This window comes from Pseudomonas orientalis (genome assembly GCF_001439815.1).
GTDB classification, from domain to species: Bacteria; Pseudomonadota; Gammaproteobacteria; order Pseudomonadales; family Pseudomonadaceae; genus Aquipseudomonas; species Aquipseudomonas orientalis.
Window position 1 is genome coordinate 59689 of record NZ_JYLM01000013.1, and the last position, 26708, is coordinate 86396.

Here is a 26708-nt window from a genome sequence, read left to right on the forward strand (position 1 = left end):
AGCAAAGCATGAAACTCACTACCTTGGCGATAGGGCTCGCCTGCAGCCTCAGCAGTGCAATAGCGCTCTCTGCTGATCCAATCAACGTCTCATCCTCCGGAAGCGTCATTGGGGACAACGTGCTGTATAGCATTGGCGGCGGCAACGCAGTCACCATGGGGAGCGCAGGTAACATGGATAGTATTTCTGTGGGAGGCGGTTGGAATACCAATCTAATCTGCGGAAACATGAGCCTGAGCACAACCCTTGAAAACCAATTGAATGGTGCCACTTCCGGCTTCAAAAACATCATGAGCTCGGTGGTACAGAGCGCCACCAGCGCCGTGGCTTCGCTGCCGGCACTGATTCTTCAACGTGCGAACCCGGCGCTATACAACCTCATCACCAACGGCATTTTGCAGGCCCGCCTGGACTTCGACCGCTCCAAAGGCACCTGCCGCGCCATTGGCGAAAAGATGGCGGATATCGCCGGTAACCAAATGGGCTGGGGCAAGCTTGCTGAAGGTCAGGCTATGAGTCAGGCGCTAACATCCAACACAGACGCAGTATCGGCGGTGGAACAAGTCGAAAAGAAAGGTGGAAACGATGGCGTCACTTGGGTTGGTGGTGATAGAGCAGGTGGTTCCGGTCAGAAGCCAATTCGTATCGTAGGCGACGTCACCAAGGCTGGCTACAACCTTCTGAACAAGCGCGCGGCCGGCGACACCGCATCCATCAGTAAAGCGAACTGCAACAACGGCATGGTGTGCAATGTCTGGTCATCGCCCCAGGAAGCCACCACCTTTGCCAATCGTGTCCTGGGTGAACAACAACAGCAGACCTGTGACAGTTGCCCTAAAACGGTGACAGCCGCAGGCGTCGGCCTCACGCCGCTGATCCAGGAAACATACGACACCAAGCTGAAGGCCCTGCAGGAACTGCTGAGCGGAAGCAAAACGCTGTCGCTAGAAAACCTGGAAGCAGCGAGCAGCAACTCGTTACCCATCACCCGAGGCGTTGTAGCAGCACTCAAGGATGAGCGCGACCAAGACGTACTCGCTCGCCGGCTTGCCTCCGAAGTCGCGTTGTCCGATGTGTTGGAGAAAGCTCTGACCCTACAGCGCACCTTGATGGCAGGCAGTCGGGAACCGAACGTCGCGGCTAATGACCTCGCCGTCCAGGCAGTCGGCCAGCAGAGCTCCTCGCTGCAACAGGAGATCGGCAACCTCAAAATGGAACTGGACATGCGTCAGCAGCTCGCGAAGAACTCGCCTCTGACCATCATTGAACGCAGCAAAGCACGGGCAGAAGACTCTCGTGGCGTGTCCCCGGGAGCCCCAGAAACGAATCGATTGGACCAGTTGCAGTCACCCGCCCAGAACAAACAGTGAGAAAGGCCATGACCGAAATACAGGAGCCTGTCGCCGCTCCCAACCGTTCGCTGGTTCGACGAACCGGGAGGAGCATTCTGCTTGTTCTGGGTGTTTTGCTCGCGACTGCCGCCCTCGTAGTCCTACTCAGCGCTGTCCTGATGAACATGTTCGACAGCGCCGAGCAATGGCAAGCCTGGCGCACCGACCACTATTGGCCGCTCTTTACTTGGCGCCTAATGCTTTATATCGCACTGACCGTTGCCTGGTTCAAATTCAAGGCACGGTTATCGAACTCAGAACGCTCGAAACGGCGCAAAGGCCTGTTGAAGATCGAGATAATGGTGATCTTATTATTTCTGATGGTTGAACTGAGCAAGGTGCTGTATCAGGCAGGGGGTGTTCTGTGACGCTCTACACCAATGACTATTTAGAGTACTACCTGACGTTGGTCGGTTGGATCATCAACAATGGTATCTGGGCGATGATTTCAGATACCGGTCTATTCGCCCTCCCCTTCTGCATCATCGTTATTCGAGAGTGGCTGAAAGTCCGTGGTGAGGGGGCCGATGAGGGCAACAAAGGCGTTCTCTCACTGGCACGTATCGAAACCAATATCTACGTTGGCTACATCGTAGTCGCATTCTTCGCTGTACCAGCCGTCAATGTGAGTTTTGATACCTTGGCATTTGACCAGAGTAGAGCTCAGCAATGTCAATACAACTTACCTAAACCCACAGACACAGGCTGGAACACAACATTCAGCTCACTGGCAGGAAAGAGTGCCCAGATGCCCATGTGGTGGGCATTAATGCATTCATTATCAAAGGGATTAACCAGTGGCGCTTTAGCAGCAATTCCCTGCGGGACTGATCTACGGCAAGTACGCATGGAAGTTAGCAACACCAAGATCAACAACCCGCTATTGGCTCAGGAAATTGGCGACTTCACGCACGATTGCTATGGACCCTCCCGTGCCAGATTATTCATGCGCCAACCCGAATTGGGAGCGCAAGGGAATGACCCTCGTTTTGCGCAGGAACTCAGCTGGATTGGTTCGCACTATTTATTGAACACCTCGGGTTATTACGACACGGACTACTCCAAAACTCCAAGGGCCTCATGGCCCTATAACGCATCTCGCGATGTGGGTTTACCACAAGTGGGTGGAGGTGGGGGCTATCCAACTTGCAAACAATGGTGGTCAGATAGCGGAGTGGGACTGCGGGACCGTATCAAGGCTCAAGTGTCGCCGGACCTCATGACCAAAATGCTCGGCTGGGCAAAGTGGTTGTCCCCGGACGAAGTCACTGACTCGCTTGTCCGGCAACTGGTCTCGCCGTCGAACCAGGTGAAAGGGGATGTTTATACGGACTACGGGGGACAAATCGACGGAACTGTGTGGAATGGTGCAGCCCGGGCAGCGGGGACTCTCGGGGTTGCATTAGGATCTATGGCCTATTTTCCAGCGATGGACATGGTTCGCCAGGCGCTACCGATGGTCATGGCGTTCTTGAAAATGGCGATGGTGATTTGCATTCCCTTGGTGCTAATTGTCGGGGCTTACCAACTAAAAGTGGCCATGACTATGTCCGTTGTTTTTTTCGCTCTGATATTCGTGGACTTTTGGTTTCAACTGGCTAGATGGGTCGATACCACGATACTGGACGCTTTATATGGAGCCGGCTCTCCGCATTTATCATTTGATCCTGTGATGGGTTTGAACACTGCCACCCAGGACGCAATCTTAAACTTCGTGATGGGCTCGATGTTCGTCATCCTGCCAGTGTTTTGGATGGGCGCGCTGGGATGGGCAGGGGTGAGCGCAGGAAAAGCATTGGAAGGCCTTACCAGCGGAACAAAAGATGTTCAAAAGGCAGGTCAGGAAGGGGTGAATACTGTCAAACGTAGCGTTATGTAACGTGAGGGTCTCATATCATTGATATGAGACCCTTAATCATCGTCGTCTACACGTTGACCAGCAACATAGTACCCATAGCCATCGGGGCCATAGCATTGACCATACTCTATTTGGTTTCTGCGAGGCGTAGGTCTGTGATTCAACGCCCAGAGCCCTCCACCCAAAACCAAGGTAAATACTGCAACGCTGATAATCCCGCTGAAAATGTCTGCAGAAAAATATAGGAGTACGGCAGCCACAACCAGACGCTTGACCCAACGCAGGGTACGGTTCTGACTGCACCAAACGAGGCGCGCAGCCTGACCCAGGCCATAGCCTAAGCGACTTGCTACTCCCTGAGAGGTCTGTGCGGTCATGGTGCGTCTCCTTCTTACCCGGTCTAGGGGCGATTTGACATTACTTATAATACCGATTTTTCTCTGCTGCAAGATCATGAGACAAACGGCCTTTGCCTTCAGCACCAGATGCCCCCCTTTCACAAAAATGGCCCAAAAGGTAAAAGGTTTTGTAGAAGCGAATGGAATGGTTCACAAGGGTAAAAGCCTTACCCGAAAGGGCCGCTTTCAGCGGGAAAAAGGTCCAATCTCATTAACGCATTTCCCGAGCTGGATAAATTTCAACTAACTCGTCTTCTGTCAAATTACTAAGCAAAGAAAAGTAATCGGCTCTGGATTCAGACGTCAAGGGTTGGATAGGACCTAAATGGAGAAGCGTTGAAACTGCCTGATCAGGCGTCATTTCGCTAGTAAGTGGGGCTCTCTGGCTAGAGTAGTAAACCTTGTCAGACGCGATAGCTACATCAAGCAGTTCACGTACTTCACCATAACGAGCGGAACGCGCAGCGGTTAGAAACACACCATCAAAAACGACCAAGACGCTATCAACGTGAGGAATAATATATTTAGCTAAGGCGACAACCAGAGGAAGGTTGTTGTTCCACCTTGCTTCTTCATCTTCAATATCATTCCCTACGCTAGCAAAAAGAACGATCTCGTCACACTTATTGTCACGTATCAAATCACAAAGTGCCCAAACATTATCTGAGGTTGATTTCGTAGCGTAGCGAAGTGAAACCATCATTTTTTCCTCACATGGTCGATCCGCGGCACCGTGCCCTTAGACCGAAACGACGATAATTCTGCATTCCTTTCTCCGTCACCACCATAGAAAGATGGCTCTTCGCCAAAAGAAATACCCGAGACCACCAGTGATCCTTTCCCCTTGCTCGCCCCCCCTTTGATAGGAGAAAAGCCTGCCCCATGAATCATTTACGGAGCAGGCGATGTTCTCTATTTTCCGCCGCAATAAAGCGCTACCCGCCCAAAGCCCCTCCCCTAACGGTTTTATACAGCCGGCCTCTAGCCAAGCACTACTGGCATCGCCGCGCCGTCAGAAACTACTGGAGAACATTTGGCAGCGCGCATCGTTATCTCGCTCACAATTTGTCGAGCTCTATAGGCGTCCACTTGAGCGCTACGCGGAGTTGGTCCAGCAGCTCCCTGCTTCGCAAAACCACCATCATGCACACCCGGGCGGCATGCTGGATCACGGGCTTGAAATCGTCGCCTATGCCTTGAAGATTCGACAGAGCTACCTGCTACCTATAGGCGCACCGCCGGAGTCCCAATCAGCACAGGCTGAGGCCTGGACTGCCGCCGCAGCTTATGGTGCTCTGATACACGACCTCGGCAAGATCGCCGTCGACGTGCACGTCGAGCTGGCAGGAGGGAAAACCTGGCACCCCTGGCACGGTCCGATCGATCGTCCCTATCGATTCCGCTACGTGAAAGGACGCAACTACCAACTTCACGGAGCCGCTGCCGCACTGATCTACGCACAGATCCTCTCCTCAGAAATCTTAGACTGGCTCAGTAATTTCTCCGAAGTGTGGTCGCAGTTAATCTTCATTTTGGCTGGTCAGTACGAACATGCCGGTATTTTGGGAGAGATCGTGGTCAAGGCCGATCAGGCGTCCGTCGCACAGGAACTCGGTGGAAATCCAGCCCGCGCGCTGTCCGCGCCCAAACAGTCTTTGCAGCGTCAATTGGCAGATGGGTTGCGTCACCTGGTCCGAGATACATTCAAACTGAATCAACCCGATGGACCGTCAGATGGTTGGCTGACACAGGATGCTCTTTGGCTGGTTAGCAAGCCTATTGCTGATCAATTGCGAGCCTATTTGCTGACCCAAGGCGTTGAAGGTGTACCCAGTTCGAATGCGCCTTTCTTCAACATGCTGCAAGATCAGGGGGTAATCCAAACCAATGCCCAAGACAAGGCAATCTGGAAAGCCACGATAGACAATGGTCGTGGCTGGCGAAACACCTTCACCCTGCTGAAGCTCTCACCGGCACTGATCTGGAATGATCCAAATGATCGGCCCACAGCTTACGCTGGGACTCTTGAGGTGGACGCTGGCAACCCGGCAGAAGATCCTGCAGCTGAAAATAACGTCGCCGCACCGGCAAAAAAGTTGCCTTCGGACATTCAATCCAGCCCTGTGCCGGCGCCTTTAGCACCGGCACAGCCATCACCGTTCGAACTCCCGCAGCATTCCTCGAGCAGTACCAATGAATTTGACGAGCTACTGGCGCTCCTTGGTAACATCAATGAGCCATCAGAAGACAACAAAAACAAAGCGGTCTCAGCGGCACATACCGCGCCTCCGAAACTGGATGACATCCAGCCTTCCCAAACCTCCAATCACGGAGGTGCGCCTGTAGCAATAATTGAAGAAGTCACTCCGATGCCGAGCAATAACGCCGAGATCGGTCAGGGATTTGTTGAATGGCTTAAGAAAGGCATCGCTTCCCGGACCATCATTATCAACGATACCAAAGCGCTGGTTCATACCGTAGCAGGGACCGCTATGCTGGTAACGCCTGGAATATTCAAGCGCTACGTCCTTGAGTTCCCCCACATTGAGCAGCAAGCCAAAGTACAGCGAGTCAGCGCCTGGCAGCTGGTTCAACGTAGTTTCGAGAAACAGAAACTTCATCGAAAAACACATAGAAGCCTGAATATTTGGACCTGCGACGTAGTTGGACCCAGAAAATCCAAGCAGCTCAAGGGATACTTGCTTCTGGATCCGCTGACGATCTTCTCTGAGGTTCCCTTCGACAACATCAGCCTTTACTTGAAGTCAGAAATACCGGAGCCGCCACAATGACGACCCCTTCGAATCTGACGGAGGAATACATCTTTGCCCATGATCTACGGCCTGCCAGTGCAAAGATCTATCGTGCATCGACCAAAGCGCTGCTCAAGCACTTCCGAACTGCCTCAGCTGAGGAGATAGATCATCGTGCGGTTCTGACATGGCGAAAAAAAGTCCTTGAGAATGGATTATCCAAACGCAGCTGGAACACCTATTCAAATCACCTTCGCACTGTTTGGGGTTACGCCATAGAACACGGCCTGATGACCCATACAACGATCAACCCATTCAAGAAAACCAGCGTTATCCCACCAAAGCGAGCCAGCAAGACAATCAATGGAGACGCCATCCAACGAGCACGCAACTGGCTCATATCCCTTGTAGGCCAAGAACGTTGTACTCATGAACGTAGCCAGATAACACCTGCCTGGTTCTGGCTCAGCGTCTTCGAAATGTTTTATTACACAGGCATACGTTTGAATGCCCTGCTGTGCCTGCGCTACAAAGATATCGACTGGGAAAACCAGATGATCTTGGTTCGCGGTGAAACAGAGAAGACCCATCGGGAGTTTTTCCTACCCATTATGGAAGGACTGGCTCCGCACTTATCCAGGATTCTGGGGGAGGCCGAGAAAATCGGATTTTCACCAGACGATCAGCTGTTCAACGTTAACAGATTCTCCCGTCACTACCATGGCAAGGAAATGAACATCGACCAGGTAGAGTCAATGTACGGCAAGCTCACCGATAAGATCGGCGTGCGCATGACCCCTCACCGCTTCAGGCACACATTAGCAACAGACTTGATGAAGCAACCGGAGCGAAACATCCACCTCACGAAAAGCCTGCTGAATCACTCGAATCTCGCCACAACGATGAATTACATTGAGGCGGACTACGACCATATGCGTGCCGTTCTGCATGAGCGAAGCTTGGCTCAAGGCGCTCTAAGCCGGGTAAGACGGGTTGATCCAAGTGGCACACCTCCTATCACCTTACCCGCCAAGATAGGCGCGCATCCACAGGAAATCCCTCAACCGGAGCCCAAGAAGCTGCCACCTCCACAACAATCTGGCAGCACAGAGGTCAGCATTGACCAGCCTACCAAGTCGACTGGCCGAAGCGCTCTACAGAGGGCTCTCGAGCTCGCATCGGCGCAACTGCATCGCGAGTCAATGACATGCTCTATGGGCCCACCAATAGATCAAGTGGAGCAAAGTCTATTATTGACGCTAATGGCGAGCGGGCTCGGTGTTGGTAAATTCAGGAAACGCACCTCAACTGAGCATTCAATGCAAAGCTCATCATTTTCTCGAGCATCGCCCTAGCACGCTGATAATCGAAGCGCACTGGCTATGGGGAATTCTGGTTTGCCAGAGGCTTTCACCTGCCCGGAATAAAGCATCATTTCGAAAACCGGCCGCTTTCCGACGAACGGTACACCCTTATGCAAGGCAAAAAAAAAGGCGCCATAAAGGCGCCTTTTTTCATTAAATATGGTCGGGGTAGGGGGATTCGAACTCCCGACATCCTGCTCCCAAAGCAGGCGCGCTACCGGACTGCGCTATACCCCGGAATGCACATCGCAAAACCGATGCACATTGACATCATGACGAACCGAAATTACTGTTCGCCTCAGACGGCTGCATGTCTACGGCGATATCTAAGTGCTGTAACACTTTCCAAAACCGTAAAACCGCCTCTATCAGAGCTAGAACCTCTGATTCTAAGATTTGATTCCAGCGTGAACTGGTTTCAAAAATGGTGGGTCGTGTGGGATTCGAACCTACGACCAATTGGTTAAAAGCCAACTGCTCTACCAACTGAGCTAACGACCCAAATATGGTCGGGGTAGGGGGATTCGAACTCCCGACATCCTGCTCCCAAAGCAGGCGCGCTACCGGACTGCGCTATACCCCGGTTTGAAATTGGCTCCGTGACCAGGACTCGAACCTGGGACCCAATGATTAACAGTCATTTGCTCTACCGACTGAGCTATCACGGAACTGCATATTTCAAAGTACAACATTACTGCTTTGTAGCTTCTCTTCAACCCTGTCCGTATCGCTACGTTAGCGTCTCTGAGGCGCGCTATTCTACAATCTTAAAAACCCCTGTCAACCCTTTAAATTGCTTTTAAGACAATGATTTGCGCTTCTTTCTGATTTCTTCTTGGGGAGAAGAAACCCGTGGGCTGACGTTGCTGCGGGGCGCACTTTACAAGCCTTTGCCTTACAGTTCAACGCCCTATCGAAAAAAAAGGCCCCGCAATGCGGGGCCTCCTCTAATAGCACCAGCCGCGGGGCTTAATGGAAGACGATTTCGTCGTTCTCCACCGTCGCCTCGACGCTGGTGCCCGGCATAAAGCTGCCCGACAGGATCAACTGTGCCAGCGGGTTCTCGATCCAGCGCTGGATCGCACGCTTCAACGGCCGTGCGCCATATACCGGGTCGTAACCCACCGCAATCAGCTTGTCCAACGCCTCGCTGCTCAGCTCCAGGGCCAGTTCGCGCTCGGCCAGACGTGCACGCAAGCGTCCCAGCTGGATCTCGGTAATGCCGGCTATCTGATCCCGCGCCAACGGCTCGAAGATCACCACTTCGTCCACCCGGTTGATAAATTCCGGCCGGAAGTGCGTGGTCAGCGCGTCCATGACAGCGGCCCGCTGTGCCTCGCGATCGCCCACCAGTTCCTGGATCTGCGACGAGCCCAGGTTGGAGGTCATGACGATCACCGTGTTGCGAAAGTCTACCGTACGTCCGTGGCTGTCGGTCAGGCGGCCATCCTCAAGCACTTGCAGCAGGATGTTGAACACATCAGGGTGCGCCTTCTCGACCTCATCCAGCAGGATCACCGAGTAGGGCTTGCGCCGCACGGCTTCGGTCAGGTAACCGCCCTCTTCATAGCCCACGTAGCCCGGTGGTGCGCCGATCAGGCGAGCCACCGAGTGTTTCTCCATGAACTCGGACATGTCGATGCGCACCATGGCCTCTTCGGTATCGAAGAGGAATTCCGCCAAGGCCTTGCACAGTTCGGTCTTACCCACGCCGGTCGGACCGAGGAACATGAACGAGCCGCTCGGACGGTTCGGATCGGACAGCCCGGCCCGGGAACGCCGCACCGCGTTGGAGACCGCCACCACGGCCTCTTCCTGGCCGATTACGCGCTGATGCAACAGGCTTTCCATTTTCAGCAGCTTGTCGCGCTCGCCTTCAAGCATCTTCGACACCGGTATACCGGTCCACTTGGAGACCACTTCGGCAATTTCTTCCTCGGTCACCTTGCTGCGCAGCAACTGGTTCTCGCTATGGCCGTGCTGGTCAACCATCTGCAGGCTGCGTTCCAGGTCCGGGATCACCCCGTACTGCAACTCGGCCATGCGGTTCAGGTCACCTTTACGGCGTGCGGCTTCCAGTTCCTGGCGCGACTGCTCGATCTTCTGCTGGATCTGCGCAGAGCCCTGCACTTCGGCTTTTTCCGAGGTCCAGATTTCCTCGAGGTCCGAATACTCGCGTTCCAGGCGCACGATTTCTTCCTGGAGTTTCTCCAGGCGTTTCTTCGCCGCCTCATCCTCTTCTTTTTTCAGCGCCTGGGATTCGACCTTCAGTTGAATCAGGCGGCGATCCAGGCGGTCGAGCACTTCCGGCTTGGAATCAATCTCCATGCGGATGCGGCTGGCCGCTTCGTCGATCAGGTCGATGGCTTTGTCGGGCAACTGGCGATCAGTGATATAGCGATGGCTCAACTTGGCCGCCGCAATAATCGCGCCGTCAGTAATCGCGACTTTATGGTGAACCTCATAGCGCTCTTTCAGGCCACGCAAGATAGCGATGGTGTCCTCTTCGCTGGGTTCTTCCACCAGCACTTTCTGGAAACGTCGCTCAAGCGCCGCGTCCTTTTCTATGTACTGGCGGTACTCGTTGAGCGTGGTGGCACCGACGCAATGCAACTCGCCTCGCGCCAGGGCGGGCTTGAGCATATTGCCGGCATCCATGGACCCCTCGCCTTTACCGGCGCCAACCATGGTGTGCAGTTCGTCGATAAACAGAATGATCTGTCCTTCCTGCTTGGATAATTCATTAAGCAGGGATTTCAGACGCTCTTCGAACTCGCCACGGAATTTGGCACCAGCGATCAACGAGCCCATGTCCAGGGACAGCAGGCGCTTGCCTTTGAGGCCGTCCGGCACCTCACCGTTGATGATGCGCTGGGCCAGCCCCTCGGCGATTGCGGTTTTACCCACGCCAGGCTCACCGATCAGTACCGGGTTGTTCTTGGTGCGACGTTGCAGCACCTGGATGGTGCGGCGGATTTCGTCATCACGGCCGATGACCGGGTCAAGCTTGCCCTCCTCGGCGCGCTTGGTCAGGTCGACGGTGTATTTATCCAGGGCCTGGCGCGATTCCTCGTGATTGGGGTCGTTCACCGCCTCGCCGCCGCGCAGATTGTTGATGGCGTTCTCCAGGGCTTTCTTGCTCACGCCCTGGCCCAGCAACAACTTGCCGAGCTTGCTGTTGTCGTCCATGGCGGCGAGCAGCACCAGTTCGCTGGAGATGAACTGGTCACCTTTTTGCTGGGCCAGGCGGTCGGCCTGGTTCAGCAGCCGCGCCAGATCCTGCGACATATTCACGTCGCCGGTGGGATTCTGGATTTTCGGCAGTTGGTCGAGCTCTTTGCTCAACTCCTTGCGCAGGCTGTTGACGTCAAAGCCCACCTGCATCAACAAGGGCTTGATGGAACCACCTTGCTGTTCGAGGAGCGCCTGCATCAAGTGCGCCGGTTCAATCGCCGGGTGGTCGAGACCGACCGCCAGGGACTGGGAATCCGATAAGGCCAACTGCAATTTGCTGGTTAAACGATCAATACGCATTAGTCACCTTCCTTTTGAGCAGGCCGGAGCTATGAACAAACACATCCTGAATGAAGAAACCTGCCAGATACCCCTATAGATGGGGTGGATTCTGCGGGATTCAAGCAGTGGATGGTTGATACAGATCAGGACAGTCTAGCGTTCAAGCCAGACAAGGGAGGCGAATCGGCCCGTACGCGGGCTGCGGCGATAGGAAAAGAAGCGCGGGTCGGTCACGGTGCAGTCACCGCCACCGTAGACGGCGGTGATACCCCGCTCGGCGAGGCGCAGGCGAGCAAGCTGGTAGATGTCAGCCATGAACTTGCCGGGATTGGGGCTGGGAATGAAGGCCTGGGCAGTCGCCGGCAGTTGCAGCATGAACGCTTCACGCACCTCGGGACCGACTTCAAAGGCCTGCGGGCCAATGGCCGGACCAAGCCAGACCAGAACGTCGGCGGGCTTGCTCTCAAGGCTTTCGAAGGTTGCCTCCAGCACCCCCGCCGCCAACCCGCGCCAACCGGCATGAGCCGCCGCGACACGGGAGCCCGCTCGATTGCAGAACAATGCAGGCAGGCAATCGGCCGTCATCGAGGTGCAGGCGATGCCCGGGGTGCTGGTCCAACTGCCATCGGCTTCGGCGATACGGCCCGGATCGGCCTCGACCACCGTGGTGCCGTGGACCTGGCGCAGCCAGGCCGGCTGGATATCGAACGCTTCGCTAAGGCGACGACGGTTTTCCAGGACAGACTCAAGGCTGTCCTCCACATGATCGCCCAGGTTGAGGCTGTCGAACGGCGCCACACTGACGCCGCCCGCACGGGTGGTGACGCAGGCTTTGACCTGAGACGGCGCGGGCCAGTCAGGAGTCAGCCAGTCACTCATCCGACAAACGCCTCGCGATCCTGCTTGAGCAGCGACAACAGCCAGACCAGATCGTCTGGAAGCGGCGATTCCCAGCTCATGCGCTTACCGCTCGTCGGATGATCCAGCTCCAGGAAGCGTGCATGCAGTGCCTGGCGCGGGAACGTCTTGAGCGATTCGACCATGGTCTGGCTGGCCGCAGGCGGAATGCGGAAGCGACCACCGTAGGCCGGATCACCGACCAGCGGGAAGTTGATGTGGGCCATGTGCACGCGGATCTGGTGGGTACGACCGGTTTCCAGCTTGACCCGCACATGGGTGTGGGAACGGAAACGCTCCAGCACGCGATAGTGGCTGACGGCCTGCTTGCCGCCCTCCATCACCGCCATGCGCTGGCGCTGCTGGCCGTGGCGACCGATAGGCGCGTTGATCTTGCCACCGGCCACCACGACGCCGATCACGATGCATTCGTAGATCCGGCTGACGCTGCGACTCTGCAATTGAGTAACAAGTTGCGTCTGCGCCTGAATGGTCTTGGCCACCACCATCAAGCCGGTGGTGTCCTTGTCCAGACGGTGCACGATGCCGCAGCGCGGCACATTGATGATGTCCGGCACGTGGTGCAGCAAGGCATTGAGCAAGGTGCCATCAGCGTGCCCGGCCGCCGGGTGAACCACCAGGCCTGCGGGTTTGTTGATGACCAGGATGTCGTCGTCTTCATAGACGATATCCAGCTCGATGTCCTGGGCGACCCATTCTCCCTGGGCTTCCTGCTCGGCAGTCAGCTCAAGAATCGCACCGCCATGCACTGTGTCTCGCGGGCGGATAACCGCTCCATCCACAGTCAGGCGGCCGTCTTTGATCCAGGCGGAAAGGCGCGAGCGCGAGTGCTCAGCGAATAATTGTGCGGCGACTTGATCGAGGCGTTGGCCGCCCAATTCGGACGGCACCTCTGCGCGAAGTTCAATTTTATCGGACATGCTCAGACTAGGCGTGGCACAGCCTTTGGTTTCGGCTGCGCGCTTGTGGTTAAATACGGCGTCTTTTGCCCCGAGGCTTTCAACGGGGCGCTCATCATAACAGGACGGCCCCGCCCAAGACAGCGGCCGTCATAGGGACGCAAGCCGCCATGCAAGTGAAACACCTGCTGCTGATCGCCATCCTCGCCATGACTGCTGCTTGCTCGTCAACAAAGGACGTCGTCGACGAAAACCTGAGCGAAGTCGAGCTGTACCAGCAAGCTCAGACGGACTTGGATAACAATAGCTACACCAGCGCCACGGCGAAGCTCAAGGCACTGGAGTCGCGCTATCCGTTCGGCCGCTATGCCGACCAGGCCCAGCTCGAGCTGATCTACGCCAACTATAAGAACGCCGAGCCGGAAGCTGCCAAGTCCGCCGCCGAGCGTTTTATCCGCCTGCATCCGCAGCACCCGAACGTGGACTACGCCTACTACATGAAGGGCCTGACCTCGTTCGACCAGGACGTTGGCCTGCTGGCGCGGTTCCTGCCGCTGGACATGACCAAGCGCGACCCGGGCGCCGCTCGCGACTCCTACAACGAGTTCGCCCAGCTGACCAGTCGCTACCCCAACAGCCGCTACGCGCCGGACGCCAAGCAGCGCATGATCTACCTGCGCAATCTGCTGGCGTCCTACGAGATCCACGTGGCCCATTACTACCTGACCCGTCAGGCATACGTGGCCGCTGCCAACCGTGGCCGCTATGTGGTGGAGAACTTCCAGGAAACCCCTTCCGTGGGTGACGGCCTGGCCGTGATGACCGAGGCTTACCAGCGTCTGCACCTGGATGAGCTGGCGGCCACCAGCCTGGAAACCCTGAAGCTCAACTACCCGGACCACCCGAGCCTGAAAGACGGCCAGTTCGTGCCTCAGGTTGACGAAGCCGACAACCGTTCGTGGCTGAGCAAGTACACCCTGGGCCTGATCGAGTCCCGTCCACCGCTGCCGCCAGGCGAAACACGCGCCAACCAGGACGTGATCAAGCAGTACCAGGACGCCAAGGACGCGATTCCTTCGGACCTCAAGCCGCACGACGAGAACGGCGACGTGATCGAAGAAGAAGAGCCGCAAGCCCTGGGTAACAACCAGGACCGCTCGTGGTTCAGCTACATGACCTTCGGCGTGTTCGACTGACCGTTCGACGCAACGCAAAAGGGAGCTCTCAGGAGCTCCCTTTTTCATGGACGAGTATTTATTGCGCTGTGCGCCCAGGGTGACCTTGGCTAAACTGGCGCATCACCTACCGAGAAACTGCCCATCATGCTTCGTCTATTGTTCTGGATCGCCGTCATTGCCGCCGCAGTATGGCTCTGGCGCAAATTCAAAAGCCCTACCGCCAGGCAATCCCGCACCGGCGAACCCAATGCCGCCTTGATGGTGCGTTGCGCCCATTGCGGCGTGCATGTGCCGCAAGACCGTGCGCTGAGCTCAGGCCAGCAATGGTATTGCACCCAGGCGCACCTGCAGCAGGGGCCGAAGTCTATTCAGCGCTGACTCGACCGGCGGGCGCGTAAGGTGCCGGGTCGATGATCGGCGCGCGCCCCAGCAGCAAGTCGGCAAATAGCTGACAGGACGCCGGGGCGAGCACCAGGCCATTGCGGTAATGCCCGCAATTGAGCCACAAGCCCTTGAAGCCGGGTACCACGCCGATATACGGGATACCTTCCGGCGAGCCGGGCCGCAGACCCGCCCAGTGCCCCACCACCTCGGCGTCCGCCAGGGCGGGAAGCAGCTCCACCGCAGACGCCTTGAGACTGTCCAGCGCGCTTATCGTTGGCGTTTTGTCGAATCCCTCATGCTCCAGGGTGCTGCCAATCAGAATATGCCCATCACGCCGCGGGATCGCATAGCGCCCTTTGGCGAGGACCATGCTCGATAAAAAGTCGGACGCACATTTGTAGAGAATCATCTGGCCCTTGACCGGCTCCACGGGCAGCCCCAGGCCCAGTTTTCCCAGCAACTCCCCGCTCCAGGCACCGGCGGCGAGCACAACTTGATCCCCCGTCATGGCGCCAGCGGACGTATGCACGCCCACCACGGTGTCGCCTTGCACAATAAATCCATCGACTTCGCACTGCTCATGAATCGTCACGTCGGGCAGCGCCGACAACGCCGCCTTGAGGGATTTGACCAGACGCGGGTTGCGCACATTGGCCACATCGGCCATGTAGATCGCCTGCGCATAACCGCCGCCCAGCGCCGGAACGGCATCATGGGCAGCCGATACGTCCACTTTGCTCAAGGGCCGCCCCTCACGCGCAGCCCAGGCCAGGGCGTCGGCTTCGTCATCCAGATCGAGCCAATACAGGCCCGTGGTGTGGACCTCAGGATCAATGCCGGTCGCAGCGAACAGCCGTTGCGCCAGTTGCGGGTAGAAATCCTGGGACCAATGGGCCAAGGCGGTCACCGCCGGGCTATAACGCCACGGGTACAACGGCGAAACAATCCCGCCGCCTGCCCAGGAAGATTCCTGCCCAAGCCCACCGCGCTCCAGCAATATGACCGCCTGCCCCCGGTCAGCCAGGTTGTATGCCGTCAATAAGCCAATAACCCCGCCGCCGACAATCACTACTCGCTGTTGCTTAGCCATCATTTGATCCAGCCGATAAAAAGGGAAAAGCGCGCCCGGCGCCCATTCATCCAGCACTCTCATCACTGCCCCCAGCATGTCTTGAGCGGCATTTGCGGCGCCGCTCCCGGATTGCTTCGCATGCCGGTGCTGGTCAAGCTGAATTGGCCGCAGGCGTCGTCCGCCATGACTGAGTCCGTGGCAGGCGTGGCAAGCAGGACAAAATCCTGAGGGTTCAATACGGCGCTGATTCTATAGTGATCATTGCCTGTACTGACGCCGCTTGCATCAATAAAAGTGCCGTTGCGCGTGTAAAAACGCTCCAGATGTTGAGCTTGCTCGCTCAGCAGCGCGACGATTTGCACCCGATACACCTTTTTCACCTGGCCGGTATATCCGGGGTAAGCGATCCCGGCCAGCAATCCGATGATCGCCAGCGCGATCAATAATTCGATCAGGGTAAAGCCCTGGCTATCCATGCCCATTGAATGACTCCTTATTGAAGTTGCCGCCATAAGACTCGCCGAAAGCGCGCGCCGTTGCCCTCCTCCACCCGCGCATACACGGTCTCAAGCACCGCGCGCGATTGACCACCAAGCCCCACGGCCGTCACTCGGAAGAGCGCGGCCGGAGCATGCGGCGGTAAATGCGCCTGGCCCCTCCCCACTCCCAGGGATTGAACGCCATACACCCCGTCCTTGAACGCCACCCAATTGACCGCCGAGACCGGATTGGGCCCAGGGCCAACCACCGAAAAAGCATCGATGGGCGGCGCGCAGCTGATGATCGAGTGGCAAAGTGGCAGCGCGAGCCCGGCCCTGCGCACCGCCAACTCCCCCAGCCGCAGGCCACTTTCGGCCGTCTGGAACGATTGATTACGCTGCCACAGGCTACTGGCGACCTTCTGCTGGGAGATCGCGGCCTGCATTGATGACAACCCCACCAGCGACAACAACAGCAGGAATACCAGACTGACCAGCAGTACCATCCCCGCCTGGCGCACATCGCTCCTCTCAACCATGACCATCGCCCTACTCCAGCCGGTTGCGCAGTGCCGCCACGACGCTGTAGGCCTGATCCTTCACGCGCCCGCTCGGGTCCTGCAGGGTCATGCGGATGCGTACGCTGCGTATCAATGAAGCATCGGCAGGATGGCTGTCGTAACGCGCCACGTCTGTCGACTCAGGCCTGGCCGCTACTCCAAAATTGACTTCGAAGGCCCGCACGTTATCTATCAGTACTGCCTTGGCCGGTACTGACGGGGTACTGATTTTCAACTGTCCCGCCTCATAGATATAAGTGAGTTCGCGTAGGGCAAAACGAATCTGGCCGGGCGCGACCAGAGGCGGCATGCCAGCGAAAGCCTGGGCCGCTTCCTTGCAGTCGGACACCACCGTCCAGTCCGGCTTGCCGGCACCGTCGCCGGCATTGGCGGTCACCAGCGTCAGTGACGTTGCGTTCGCCGACACTTCCCAGCCAATCGGGCGGTCAAAGGCCGCCGGGGCGTTGTCAATAAAGGCCGGGGCCAGACACCCCAGCATGCCTGCCTGGCGAATATCCCGGACCAGCTTGCTCAGGACAAATCGCGCGTCATCCTGCAGCACCATGGCGGCCTGCTGGCTGGCCTGGGTCAGTCGCGCGCTGATCAACACCTGGCTCGCGCCGAGGATCAGCACCAAGCCCACGGCCAGCGCCAGCAGCAACTCCACCAGCCCGAAACCACGTGCCGGACGGTTCATTGCAACCTGCCTTGCCCGTTGGCGATACGGCTGGTCAGGGTGAAGGTTTGCCGTGCGCCCAGGCTCCTCGCCAACCTGGCGTCTTCCCAGGTGATGCTGATGGTGACTTCGTTGCCGCTGACCGCCACGGCACCTTTGGCGTCTTTTCCGGCAAAACCAACAATATTGGCTTCGAAATCATGCAAGTCCAGGTCACGCACGCTGGCGGTCGAGGTGCCGGGCGGCGCGTGCTCGGCTTGCGCCCAGGCGTAATCGACACCGGCATTGGCGCGAATCCGGTCGAGCATGTCGTAGGCAATGAAACTGGCTTGGCTGGTCATCCGTGCGCTGTCGGTGTATTTGAGCGCGTTGAGCTGAATAGCCGCAGCCCCCAGCAGCCCGAGAGCCAGGACCAGCACCGCCACCAGTACCTCGATCAGCGTCATGCCGGATTGAGGTCGATGAACTGCACGCAGAAATAATCCATTTCGGCAGAAAGGCATTACCGTCGTCATCCATGTCGAAGGCCTTGGAAAAACAGCAGAACCCTGCTGTATGCCCCCAAGACTAGCGCCGGTTTTGCGCTGTTGCCGCTACCGGAACAAAGGGAAATACATTGGACATAAAGGCCACCATTCAGCATCAGGGACCCAACGCTATACCTATGCCTGTCACTTGAAGATCACCCGCATCCACGGAAGGAGCGCACATGACACAACGAGGTTTCACCCTTATCGAATTACTGCTGGGACTGGTCGTGACGGGCTTCCTGGCGCAGCTGGCCATACCCGGCTTCAAGGGTTTGCTGGAATCGCAGCAGCGACAAAGCGTGGCCCAGACACTGGCCGAAGGGCTGCGTTATGCGCGCAGCGAGGCCATCGCACGCAATCGTGCAGTGGTCATCCATGCACGGGAGCAGGACTGGAGCCAGGGGTGGCGGGTGATCCTGGATATCAGCGGTCGTGGCCATCTGGATGACGACAACCCGGTGCTGCTGGAGCGTCAGGACAGCGGACGCGTACCGGTTGCAGGTAATGGCCCGGTCAGTAGCCAGGTTCGTTTCAGCGCCCTGGGAGAACCGGTGTTTGCAGGCGGCGGATTTCGTGCCGGCACCGTGCACGTTTGCGACACAAAGCAGGCACAGAGCCTGTATCAGGTCGTGCTGGCACCCAGTGGGCGTGTCAGCCTGCGCAGTGACAAGACCGAGCAGGCATTATGCCGTGGCTGAGCGAACCGGCTTCAGAGCAGCGAGCGCACCCGCAATTCCTTGGGCATCGAAAACGTGATGTTTTCTTCGCGTCCTGCCAATTCATCGGCGCCGGTGGCGCCCCAGGCATGCAATTGCTGGATCACTCCACGCACCAGGACTTCCGGGGCCGAGGCGCCCGCCGTGATGCCGATGCGCTCGACACCGTCGAACCAGCTGCGCTGCATATCCTCGGCGCCGTCGATCAGGTACGCCGGTGTCGCCATACGCTCGGCCAACTCACGCAAGCGGTTGGAGTTGGAGCTGTTGGGGCTGCCGACCACCAGCACCACATCACACTCGTCGGCCAGTTGCTTTACCGCGTCCTGGCGGTTTTGCGTGGCGTAGCAGATGTCGTCCTTGCGTGGGCCGCCAATGGCCGGGAAGCGCGTGCGCAGGGCATCGATAACGCGACTGGTATCGTCCATGGACAAGGTGGTCTGGGTCACGAAGGCCAGGCGTTCCGGGTTCTGCACCTGCAGGTTGGCGACGTCTTTTTCGTCTTCCACCAGGTAGATGGCGCCGCCATTGCTGGCGTCGTACTGACCCATGGTGCCTTCGACTTCCGGATGGCCGGCGTGGCCGATCAGAATGCATTCACGTCCGTCACGGCTGTAGCGCGCCACCTCGATGTGCACCTTGGTCACCAGCGGACATGTAGCATCGAACACCTTCAGGCCACGGCCGGACGCTTCGGTGCGCACGGCCTGGGACACGCCGTGGGCGCTGAAGATGACGATGACATCGTCAGGCACCTGGTCGAGTTCTTCGACGAAGATAGCGCCGCGCGCACGCAGGTCTTCGACCACGAACTTGTTGTGGACGACTTCATGCCGCACGTAAATCGGCGGCCCGAAGACTTCCAGGGCGCGGTTGACGATTTCGATCGCCCGGTCCACACCGGCACAGAAGCCACGGGGATTGGCGAGTTTGATTTGCATGCTGTGCCTCGTGTATTGCCATGTAGGAGCGAGCTTGCTCGCGAAAATTTCACAGGCACCGCGATCATTCAGGATGCCAGGATTATCGTTGAAGACCTTCGCGAGCAAGCTCGCTCCTACAATAGGCCGGAATCTTCAGTTAGAGCGCTTTAACGGCGATGATTTCAACATCAAAGGTCAGGGTCTTGCCGGCCAACGGATGGTTGAAGTCGATGGTCACTTGCGTGTCATCGAAGGCTTTGACCACGCCGGGCAATTCCGTATTCGCCGCATCGTTGAAGATCACCAGCAGGCCTTCCGACAGGTCCATGCCTTCGAACTGCGAACGCGGGATGATCTGCACGTTTTGCGGGTTGGGTTGGCCGAAGGCGTTTTCCGGCAGGATCTGCAGGGTGCGTTTGTCACCGACCTTGAAGCCGAACAGCGCCGCTTCAAAACCCGGCAACAGGTTGCCGTCACCGACCTTGAAGGTCGCCGGCGCTTTGTCGAAGGTGCTGTCGACCGTGTCGCCATTCTCCAGGCGCAATGCGAAATGCAAAGTGACTTCCGTATTCTGGCCGATGCGTTGCTCAGCCAATACCTGATCAGTCATTGACGGTCTCTCCGGTTTTCTTGCTCTTGAACATGTCCAGCGCCAGCATGATCGCGCCGACCGTGATAGCACTGTCGGCGAAGTTGAACGCCGGGAAATAATGACGGTTCTGCCAGTGCACCAGAATGAAATCGATCACATGGCCCAGGGCAATGCGGTCGTACAGGTTACCCAGCGCGCCGCCCAACACCAGGGCCAGCGCGATGGCCAGCCAGGTGTCATCCCGGCCCAGGCGCTTGAGCCAGACCACCAGCACCGCACTGACCACCACGGCGATCAGTGCGAACAACCAGCGCTGCCAGCCACCGCCATCGGCGAGGAAGCTGAAGGCCGCACCGGTGTTGTAGGCCAGGGTCCAGCTGAAGTAATCCGGGATCACTACGATCTGCTGGAACATTTCCAGGGAGCCTTCGAAATGAGCCTTGCTGACCTGGTCGATGACCAGCACCAGCACGCTCAATACGAGCCAGCCCAGACGTCCGAAACGACTGGCTACATTAGGCATAGTGACGAACCTCGCCTGCACCGCTGATGTTATCGACGCAACGACCGCAGATTTCCGGATGCTCGGGGTTCACGCCGACATCTTCACGGCAGTGCCAGCAACGGGCGCATTTAGGGAAGGCCGACTTGACCACCTTGAGCTTCAGGCCCGGTACCTCGGTAGCCACGGCATCTGCCGGAGCCTGGGCGAAGGGCGCCAGGCTGGCGGTAGAGGTGATCAACACAAAGCGCAGTTCGTTGCTCAGCTTGGCCAGGTCGGCGGTCAGGCCTTCCTCGGCAAACAGGGTGACTTCGGCTTGCAGGTTGCCGCCCACGGCCTTGGCCGCGCGCTGCACTTCCAGCTCCTTGTTCACCGCAACCTTCACGGCCATCACACCTTCCCAGTACTCGCGGCCCAGTTCGAAGTCGGCAGGCAGTTCGGTCAGGCCTTCGTACCAGGTGTTGAGCATGACGGACTCGTTACGCTCGCCCGGCAGGTATTCCCACAGTTCGTCGGCGGTGAACGCCAGGATCGGTGCGATCCAGCGCACCAGCGCTTCGCTGATGTGGTACAGCGCGGTCTGTGCCGAGCGACGCGCCTTGCTGTTGGCGCCGGTGGTGTACTGGCGGTCCTTGATGATGTCGAGGTAGAAACCACCGAGCTCCTGCACGCAGAAGTTGTGGATCTTGGAGTAGACATTCCAGAAGCGGTACTCGCCGTAGTGCTCCTGCAACTCGCGCTGCAGCAACAGGGCGCGATCCACGGCCCAACGGTCGAGGGCGAGCATGTCCTCGGCCGGCAGGATGTCGGTGGCCGGATTGAAACCGGTCAGGTTCGACAACAGGAAGCGCGCAGTATTACGGATGCGACGGTAGGCATCGGCGCTGCGGGCCAGGATCTGGTCCGACACGGCGATTTCGCCCGAGTAATCGGTCGAGGCGACCCACAGACGCATGATGTCGGCGCCCAGGGTGTCATTGATCTTTTTCGGCTCGATCACGTTTTTCAACGACTTCGACATTTTGCGGCCGTTTTCGTCGACGGTGAAGCCGTGGGTCAGCAGCTCGCGGTACGGCGCGTGGTTATCGATGGCGCAACCGGTCAGCAGCGACGAGTGGAACCAGCCACGGTGCTGGTCCGAACCTTCCAGGTACAGGTCGGCACGCGGGCCGGTCTCGTGGCCCATCGGGTGCGAACCGCGCAGCACGTGCCAGTGGGTGGTGCCCGAGTCGAACCACACGTCGAGGGTGTCGCTGATCTTGTCGTACTGCGGCGCTTCATCACCCAGCAGTTCGGCGGCGTCCATTTTGAACCAGGCTTCGATGCCTTCCTGTTCAACGCGCTGGGCCACGGCTTCCATCAGCTCGACGGTGCGCGGGTGCAGTTCGCCGCTTTCCTTGTTCAGGAAGAACGGGATCGGCACGCCCCAGTTACGCTGGCGGGAGATGCACCAGTCCGGACGGTTGGCGATCATCGAGTGCAGGCGCGCCTGGCCCCAGGCCGGGACGAATTTGGTGCCTTCGACGGCCTTGAGCGAGCGTATGCGCAGGGTTTCGCCACTGGTCGGCTCTTTGTCCATGCCGATAAACCACTGCGCGGTGGCGCGGTAGATCAACGGCGTCTTGTGGCGCCAGCAGTGCATGTAGCTGTGCTGGATGGTGGCGGTCTGCATCAGCGCGCCGACTTCACGCAGCTTTTCGATGATCGCAGGGTCAGCCTTGAAGATGAACTGGCCGCCGAAGAACTCCAGCGACGGCACGTACACACCGTTGCTCTGCACCGGATTGATGATGTCATCGTTGACCAGGCCATACTTTTTGCAGATCACGAAGTCATCCACACCATAGGCAGGCGAGCAGTGAACGATGCCGGTACCCGAACCCAGTTCGACGTAGTCAGCCAGGTACACCGGCGACAGGCGGTCGTAGAACGGATGACGGAAATTGATCAGTTCCAGCGCGGAGCCGGTGGTGGTGGCGATCACCGAACCTTGCAGCTCGTAACGCGCCAGGCACGACTCGACCATTTCTTCGGCCAGCACCAGCAGGCGATCACCCACGTCCACCAGCGCGTAGGTGAACTCGGGGTGCACGTTCAGCGCCTGGTTGGCCGGGATGGTCCAGGGTGTGGTGGTCCAGATTACGATGGCAGCCGGTTTGGCCAGCGACGCCAGGCCAAAGGCCTCGGCCAGCCTGGCCTCGTCGGCGATCGGGAAGGCCACGTCGATGGTCGAGGACTTCTTGTCTTCGTACTCGACTTCCGCCTCGGCCAGGGCCGAGCCGCAGTCGAAGCACCAGTTCACGGGCTTGAGACCCTTGAACACGAAACCGCCCTTGACGATTTCGGCCAAGGCGCGGATTTCACCGGCCTCGTTCTTGAAGCTCATGGTCTTGTACGGGTTGTCCCACTCGCCCAGCACACCCAGGCGGATGAATTCGGACTTCTGCCCTTCGATCTGCTCGGTGGCGTAGGCACGGCACAGTTCGCGGGTTTTATCCGCGCCCAGGTTCTTGCCGTAGGTCACTTCGACCTTGTGTTCGATCGGCAGGCCGTGACAGTCCCAACCCGGGACATACGGCGCGTCGAAGCCCGACAGGGTTTTCGAACGCAGGATCATGTCCTTGAGAATCTTGTTCAGCGCATGACCGATGTGAATCGTGCCGTTGGCATAAGGAGGGCCGTCGTGCAGGACGAATTTCGGACGATCCTTGCCAATTTCGCGCAACTTTCCGTACAGGCCAATACTGTCCCAGCGCTGCAGGATCTGCGGTTCGCGCTGTGGCAGGCCGGCCTTCATTGGGAAGGCGGTGTCCGGAAGGTTTAGCGTGGCTTTATAGTCGGTCATTTAAGGCTCTTCGGTTAGCGATGGGCGCTAGGTGCGGCTAGTGCACGGGCGGCGGCGACATCCGCATTGATCGCCGTTTTCAACGCCTCAAGGGAGGCGAAACGCTGCTCTTCACGCAGCTTCTGGTGGAAAACCACGGTTAAACGCCGGTCATACAAGTCACCGGCAAAATCCAAAAGGTGAACTTCCAGGTGGGCCTTGCCATCACCTGCAACCGTGGGCCTGACGCCTATGTTGGCGACTCCCGGCCACGATTGGCCGTCGATGTCGACGCTGACCAGGTAAACCCCGGTCAGCGGCACACGACGGCGCTTGAGTTGCACGTTGGCGGTTGGCGTGCCCAATTGGCGCGCCAGCTTCTGGCCGTGCAGGACCCGACCGGCAATGCGGAACGGGCGACCGAGCAAACGCTCGGCCAAGGCGAAGTCGGCAGCGGCCAGGGCGTTACGCACCTGGGTACTGCTCACGCGCAGGCCGTCGAGTTCAACGGTTTGCGCGGCTTCGACGGTAAACCCCTGGTTGACGCCGGCCTGTTGCAGGAAATCGAAATCCCCGACGCGGTCGCAACCAAAACGGAAGTCGTCACCGACTTCCAAATGCTCAACGCCCAGGCCATCGACCAGGATACGGTCGACGAACTCGGCGGCGCTGAGGCTTTGCAAACGCTGGTTGAAGGCCAGGCAGAGGACGCGGTCCACGCCTTCTTCAGCCAGCAGTTGCAGCTTGTCCCGCAGGCGTGCCAGACGGGCCGGCGCAGTCTCGGGGGTAAAATATTCCCGCGGCTGCGGCTCGAAAATCACCACGCAGCTGGGCACGCCCAACTCGACCGCACGCTCGCGCAGCCTGGCCAGGATAGCCTGGTGGCCACGGTGAACCCCGTCAAAGTTGCCAATAGTGGCGACGCAGCCCCGGTGCTCGGGGCGCAGGTTGTGGAGACCTCGAACCAGCTGCATAACGCGCTTCTTGCTCATAAAGTGGTCGATTATAACCACACCCGGCCCCGGACGACAGGCAACAGCACAGGCCAAATGGATCGATTCGATAAAACAGCCGTTTTATCGCGGTAAACTCCCTACCCCAGCGACTTGCGATTGAAATCGCGCAGACGGAAGCCCTGAAGCAGCAACATCCCGAAGTACACCACCACGCCTGCCACTACCAATACGCCCAAACGCATGAAGCGCTCCAGCATGTGACCCTGGTCCCAGGCCGGCATGACGTGCATCAGGCCAAGCAACACGGCGGACATCGCGGCAACCGCCACCAGCAACTTGAGGGTGAACGCGCCCCAGCCGGGCTGCGGTTGGTACATCTGCTGCTTGCGCAGTTGATAGAACAGCAGGCCGGCGTTGATACAGGCACCGGCACTGATCGCCAGCGCCAGGCCGGCATGGGCCAACGGGCCGATAAACACCAGGTTGAGCAGTTGCGTGACGATCAACGTGAAAATCGCGATCTTTACCGGTGTGCGGATGTTTTGCTGGGCGTAGAAGCCCGGCGCCAGCACCTTGATCACAATAATGCCAAGCAAGCCCACGGAGTACGCCACCAGCGCATGCTGGGTCATCAGGGCGTCGTGCGCGTCGAATTGCCCGTATTGAAACAGCGAGACCGTCAAGGGCTCAGCCAGGATTCCCAGGGCCAGGGAGCATGGCAACACCAGCAGGAAACACAGGCGCAGGCCCCAGTCGAGAATGCGCGAATATTCCTGGCGGTCCTTGCTCGCATAGGTGCGCGCCAGCGTCGGCAGCAGAATCGTGCCCAGGGCCACCCCGAGCACACCGGATGGCAACTCCATCAGGCGATCGGCGTAGTACATCCACGACACCGAACCGGACACCAGCAGCGAAGCGAAGGCCGTATTGATGATCAGGGAAATCTGACTGACCGACACACCGAGGATCGCCGGCAACATATTGCGCATCACGCGCCACACGCCGGTGTCCTTGAGGTTCAGGCGCGGCAACACGAGCATGCCGATCTTTTTCAGGTGCGGCAGTTGGTAGAGCAATTGCGCCAGGCCACCGGCCAGTACGGCCCACCCCAGGGCCATTACCGGCGGATCGAAGTACGGCGTAAGGAACAGCGCGAAGATGATCATACTGACGTTCAGCAGGGTCGGCACGAAGGCCGGCACCGAGAAGCGGTTCCAGGTATTGAGAATCGCCCCGGCAAGCGATGACAGAGAAATCAGCAATATATAAGGAAAGGTCACGCGCAGCAGATCAGTGGTCAGCGCAAACTTTTCCGGGGTATTGGCAAAGCCTGGCGCCGTGGCCCAGATCACCCAGGGGGCGGCGAGCATGCCGAGAATAGTCACCAGCATCAACACCAGCGTCAACAGGCCCGAGACATAGGCGATAAAGGTGCGGGTCGCCTCCTCGCCCTGCTGGGTCTTGTATTCGGCCAGGATCGGCACGAAGGCTTGGGAAAATGCGCCTTCGGCGAAGATCCTCCGCAGCAGGTTGGGCAATTTAAAGGCAATAAAGAAGGCATCCGTGGCCATACTGGCGCCAAAAATGCGCGCCAGCAGGGTGTCACGCACAAACCCCAAAACCCGGGAGATCATCGTGATAGAGCTGACGGCAGCCAACGATTTGAGCAGATTCATTGAAAGAGTTTGCGCCTATGGATAAAGAGCAGGCGAACAAAGCGCCCACTTATGCGATACTGCGCGCCTGCAACAGCACAGAGCCAAAGCTCGCGAGTTTACAGGTCAAGCGCCGGAAATAAATCACCCGCCTCTTCAGATCGACCACTCAGCAGTTCGCATCAGCCGCCCTTGACAACCCGTCAAGTCATCGGCATGATTCGCGGCCTATTTTGTTTGCTATTTCCTAAAAAGTCTTTCGAGGAGCTCGACGGTGGCCAACACACCTTCCGCCAAAAAACGTGCAAAACAGGCTGAGAAGCGTCGCAGCCACAACGCCAGCCTGCGTTCCATGGTTCGTACCTACATCAAGAATGTAGTTAAAGCCATCGACACCAAAGACGCTGAAAAAGCTCAAGCTGCTTACGTTCTGGCCGTGCCAGTTATCGACCGTATGGCCGATAAAGGCATCATCCACAAGAACAAGGCCGCTCGTCATAAGAGCCGCCTGAATGGCCACATCAAGGCGCTGAACGTTGCTGCTGCAGCCTAAGTGGTAACAAC

At 58.1% G+C, this 26708-nt stretch carries 24 protein-coding genes, 4 tRNA genes and 1 pseudogene; 9 read left to right on the plus strand and 20 right to left on the minus strand.

What is annotated here, in order from left to right; all coding sequences use genetic code 11:
• Positions 1-8 precede the first annotated feature (8 nt).
• The 3 genes from TU82_RS24625 to TU82_RS24635 are packed head-to-tail and all read left to right on the plus strand — an operon-like array spanning position 9 to position 3270.
• Positions 9-1370 carry an integrating conjugative element protein gene (locus TU82_RS24625; protein WP_024073345.1) on the plus strand — a complete coding sequence of 454 codons (1362 nt, stop codon included), beginning with the start codon at positions 9-11 and terminating at the stop codon, positions 1368-1370.
• 8 nt (positions 1371-1378) lie between these two features.
• On the plus strand, positions 1379-1759 hold the full coding sequence (locus tag TU82_RS24630; protein ID WP_057725836.1) for a hypothetical protein: 381 nt from the start codon (positions 1379-1381) through the stop codon (positions 1757-1759).
• Positions 1756-3270 carry a conjugal transfer protein TraG N-terminal domain-containing protein gene (locus TU82_RS24635; RefSeq protein WP_057725837.1) on the plus strand — a complete coding sequence of 505 codons (1515 nt, stop codon included), beginning with the start codon at positions 1756-1758 and terminating at the stop codon, positions 3268-3270. Before TU82_RS24630 ends, TU82_RS24635 begins: the two co-directional genes overlap by 4 nt.
• Positions 3271-3302: 32 nt before the next feature.
• Here the strand turns inward: TU82_RS24635 and TU82_RS24640 are convergent, their stop codons facing one another.
• Both TU82_RS24640 and TU82_RS28390 read right to left on the minus strand, forming a co-directional pair.
• Positions 3303-3626 (minus strand): Ac45/VOA1 transmembrane domain-containing protein, encoded by a 324-nt coding sequence (locus TU82_RS24640; RefSeq protein ID WP_008432855.1) that lies wholly within the window; start codon positions 3624-3626, stop codon positions 3303-3305.
• Positions 3627-3858: 232 nt separating this feature from the next.
• A complete protein-coding gene (locus TU82_RS28390; RefSeq protein WP_082632088.1) occupies positions 3859-4347 on the minus strand; it encodes a hypothetical protein in 489 nt (162 codons plus the stop codon).
• 205 nt (positions 4348-4552) lie between these two features.
• On the opposite strand from TU82_RS28390, the gene mobH reads away from it, so the two are divergent.
• Both mobH and TU82_RS24650 read left to right on the plus strand, forming a co-directional pair.
• Positions 4553-6439, plus strand: coding sequence for a MobH family relaxase (gene mobH, locus TU82_RS24645; RefSeq protein WP_057725838.1), 1887 nt, complete (start codon positions 4553-4555; stop codon positions 6437-6439).
• A complete protein-coding gene (locus TU82_RS24650; RefSeq protein WP_057725839.1) occupies positions 6436-7755 on the plus strand; it encodes a site-specific integrase in 1320 nt (439 codons plus the stop codon). The genes mobH and TU82_RS24650 overlap by 4 nt, the downstream gene beginning before the upstream one ends.
• A gap of 169 nt (positions 7756-7924) precedes the next feature.
• Here TU82_RS24650 and TU82_RS24655 read toward each other — a convergent pair.
• The 7 genes from TU82_RS24655 to rluD all read right to left on the minus strand — a co-directional run bounded on the left by TU82_RS24655 (position 7925) and on the right by rluD (position 13118).
• Positions 7925-8001, minus strand: a tRNA-Pro gene (locus TU82_RS24655).
• A 188-nt stretch (positions 8002-8189) separates the two neighbouring features.
• Positions 8190-8265, minus strand: a tRNA-Lys gene (locus TU82_RS24660).
• Between the two features lie 5 nt (positions 8266-8270).
• Positions 8271-8347 (minus strand) — tRNA-Pro (locus tag TU82_RS24665).
• 9 nt (positions 8348-8356) lie between these two features.
• A tRNA-Asn gene (locus TU82_RS24670) sits at positions 8357-8432 on the minus strand.
• A 301-nt stretch (positions 8433-8733) separates the two neighbouring features.
• Positions 8734-11298, minus strand: a complete 2565-nt coding sequence (clpB, locus tag TU82_RS24675) for an ATP-dependent chaperone ClpB (protein WP_057725840.1) — start codon at positions 11296-11298, stop codon at positions 8734-8736.
• A gap of 135 nt (positions 11299-11433) precedes the next feature.
• Entirely contained in the window at positions 11434-12159 is a 726-nt protein-coding gene (gene pgeF / locus TU82_RS24680) for a peptidoglycan editing factor PgeF (RefSeq protein ID WP_057725841.1), read from the minus strand.
• The gene (gene rluD, locus TU82_RS24685) at positions 12156-13118 is read right to left on the minus strand and encodes a 23S rRNA pseudouridine(1911/1915/1917) synthase RluD (protein WP_057725842.1); all 963 of its coding nucleotides are present in this window, start codon (positions 13116-13118) and stop codon (positions 12156-12158) included. The genes pgeF and rluD overlap by 4 nt, the downstream gene beginning before the upstream one ends.
• A gap of 149 nt (positions 13119-13267) precedes the next feature.
• On the opposite strand from rluD, the gene TU82_RS24690 reads away from it, so the two are divergent.
• Both TU82_RS24690 and TU82_RS24695 read left to right on the plus strand, forming a co-directional pair.
• On the plus strand, positions 13268-14293 hold the full coding sequence (locus TU82_RS24690; RefSeq protein WP_057725843.1) for an outer membrane protein assembly factor BamD: 1026 nt from the start codon (positions 13268-13270) through the stop codon (positions 14291-14293).
• Positions 14294-14419: 126 nt separating this feature from the next.
• A complete protein-coding gene (locus TU82_RS24695; protein WP_057725844.1) occupies positions 14420-14653 on the plus strand; it encodes a PP0621 family protein in 234 nt (77 codons plus the stop codon).
• On the opposite strand, the gene thiO is transcribed toward TU82_RS24695, so the two are convergent.
• From thiO to pilV, 5 genes are all read right to left on the minus strand, one after another.
• Positions 14640-15749 (minus strand): glycine oxidase ThiO, encoded by a 1110-nt coding sequence (gene thiO, locus TU82_RS24700; RefSeq protein ID WP_057725932.1) that lies wholly within the window; start codon positions 15747-15749, stop codon positions 14640-14642. The two genes, TU82_RS24695 and thiO, sit on opposite strands and share 14 nt — an antisense overlap.
• A 62-nt stretch (positions 15750-15811) precedes the next feature.
• Positions 15812-16213 carry a type IV pilin protein gene (locus TU82_RS24705; RefSeq protein ID WP_057725845.1) on the minus strand — a complete coding sequence of 134 codons (402 nt, stop codon included), beginning with the start codon at positions 16211-16213 and terminating at the stop codon, positions 15812-15814.
• A gap of 11 nt (positions 16214-16224) precedes the next feature.
• Complete coding sequence (locus TU82_RS24710) at positions 16225-16755, minus strand: pilus assembly PilX family protein (RefSeq protein WP_057725846.1); 531 nt, start codon at positions 16753-16755, stop codon at positions 16225-16227.
• Positions 16756-16759: 4 nt separating this feature from the next.
• Positions 16760-17467 (minus strand): PilW family protein, encoded by a 708-nt coding sequence (locus TU82_RS24715; RefSeq protein WP_057725847.1) that lies wholly within the window; start codon positions 17465-17467, stop codon positions 16760-16762.
• Entirely contained in the window at positions 17464-17949 is a 486-nt protein-coding gene (gene pilV, locus TU82_RS24720; RefSeq protein WP_057725848.1) for a type IV pilus modification protein PilV, read from the minus strand. The genes TU82_RS24715 and pilV overlap by 4 nt, the downstream gene beginning before the upstream one ends.
• Before the next feature lie 206 nt (positions 17950-18155).
• Here pilV and TU82_RS24725 point away from each other — a divergent pair.
• A pseudogene (locus tag TU82_RS24725) lies at positions 18156-18732 on the plus strand (GspH/FimT family pseudopilin).
• Here the strand turns inward: TU82_RS24725 and ispH are convergent.
• The 6 genes from ispH to murJ all read right to left on the minus strand — a co-directional run bounded on the left by ispH (position 18686) and on the right by murJ (position 26165).
• Complete coding sequence (gene ispH, locus TU82_RS24730) at positions 18686-19633, minus strand: 4-hydroxy-3-methylbut-2-enyl diphosphate reductase (RefSeq protein ID WP_057725850.1); 948 nt, start codon at positions 19631-19633, stop codon at positions 18686-18688. The pseudogene TU82_RS24725 and the gene ispH overlap by 47 nt on opposite strands.
• A 139-nt stretch (positions 19634-19772) precedes the next feature.
• On the minus strand, positions 19773-20210 hold the full coding sequence (locus TU82_RS24735) for an FKBP-type peptidyl-prolyl cis-trans isomerase (protein WP_173667508.1): 438 nt from the start codon (positions 20208-20210) through the stop codon (positions 19773-19775).
• 7 nt (positions 20211-20217) lie between these two features.
• Positions 20218-20730, minus strand: a complete 513-nt coding sequence (lspA, locus tag TU82_RS24740; protein WP_057725852.1) for a signal peptidase II — start codon at positions 20728-20730, stop codon at positions 20218-20220.
• Positions 20723-23554 (minus strand): isoleucine--tRNA ligase, encoded by a 2832-nt coding sequence (gene ileS, locus TU82_RS24745; protein WP_057725853.1) that lies wholly within the window; start codon positions 23552-23554, stop codon positions 20723-20725. Before ileS ends, lspA begins: the two co-directional genes overlap by 8 nt.
• Before the next feature lie 14 nt (positions 23555-23568).
• Positions 23569-24507, minus strand: coding sequence for a bifunctional riboflavin kinase/FAD synthetase (gene ribF, locus TU82_RS24750; RefSeq protein ID WP_057725854.1), 939 nt, complete (start codon positions 24505-24507; stop codon positions 23569-23571).
• A 119-nt stretch (positions 24508-24626) separates the two neighbouring features.
• On the minus strand, positions 24627-26165 hold the full coding sequence (murJ, locus tag TU82_RS24755; RefSeq protein WP_057725855.1) for a murein biosynthesis integral membrane protein MurJ: 1539 nt from the start codon (positions 26163-26165) through the stop codon (positions 24627-24629).
• A 253-nt stretch (positions 26166-26418) separates the two neighbouring features.
• Between murJ and rpsT the strand changes: the two genes are divergently transcribed.
• Entirely contained in the window at positions 26419-26697 is a 279-nt protein-coding gene (gene rpsT, locus TU82_RS24760) for a 30S ribosomal protein S20 (RefSeq protein WP_003171647.1), read from the plus strand.
• The last annotated feature ends 11 nt before the right edge of the window (positions 26698-26708 follow it).